This is a genomic window from Telluria sp. GW821-FHT07G12, from assembly GCF_059418525.1.
In genome coordinates, this window is the sequence record NZ_JBWKQA010000023.1 from 1 (window position 1) to 868 (window position 868).

Genomic DNA, 868 nt, shown 5'->3' on the forward strand with positions numbered 1-868 from the left:
TCGTGACTGGGGTGAAGTCGTAACAAGGTAGCCGTATCGGAAGGTGCGGCTGGATCACCTCCTTTCTAGAGTGGCACAGGAGCTAACGCTCCATCATCAAGCGTCCACGCTTATCGGCTGTTATAAAGTTAAACGAGAAGAGTTTTCGGGGCTGTAGCTCAGCTGGTTAGAGCACCGTGTTGATAACGCGGGGGTCGTTGGTTCGAGTCCAACCAGCCCTACCACGTTATGTATGGGGGATTAGCTCAGCTGGGAGAGCACCTGCTTTGCAAGCAGGGGGTCGTCGGTTCGATCCCGTCATCCTCCACCACTCTTTATCGACTGTACTTATCCAAGACCTGCGTCTTCGATAAGTGTAGTTCTCGTTCTTTAACAATCTGGAAGAAGTAAAGTTTTCTTTAAGCGTGTAGTTGGTCTAACGACCGAATGCACACTTAGGGTAGTAATCTGTATGTATCAACAAACAAAGTAAGCTGTCATTTGCCTATGACGATCCCTTAACTCATGAGGGGCCAACGTTATAGGGACAAGTGAATAAGTGCACATGGTGGATGCCTTGGCGATTACAGGCGATGAAGGACGTTGTAGCTTGCGATAAGCTGCGGGGAGTGAGCAAACACACTTTGATCCGCAGATTTCCGAATGGGGAAACCCGGCCTTTTAGGTCATCGCATACTGAATACATAGGTATGCGAAGCGAACGCGGCGAACTGAAACATCTAAGTAGCTGCAGGAAAAGAAATCAACCGAGATTCCCAAAGTAGTGGCGAGCGAAATGGGATGAGCCTTGTACGTGATAGTCGATCGGATAGTGGAACGCTCTGGAAATGGCGGCCATAGCGGGTGATAGCCCCGTACACGAAATCCG

General features: G+C 49.7%; 2 tRNA genes and 2 rRNA genes. All 4 read left to right on the plus strand.

What is annotated here, in order from left to right:
- Window positions 1-65, plus strand: a 16S ribosomal RNA gene (locus AC07PE_RS27095); the annotation flags it as partial.
- Between the two features lie 82 nt (window positions 66-147).
- A tRNA-Ile gene (locus AC07PE_RS27100) sits at window positions 148-224 on the plus strand.
- A 10-nt stretch (window positions 225-234) separates the two neighbouring features.
- A tRNA-Ala gene (locus tag AC07PE_RS27105) sits at window positions 235-310 on the plus strand.
- Between the two features lie 214 nt (window positions 311-524).
- A 23S ribosomal RNA gene (locus tag AC07PE_RS27110) occupies window positions 525-868 on the plus strand; the annotation flags it as partial.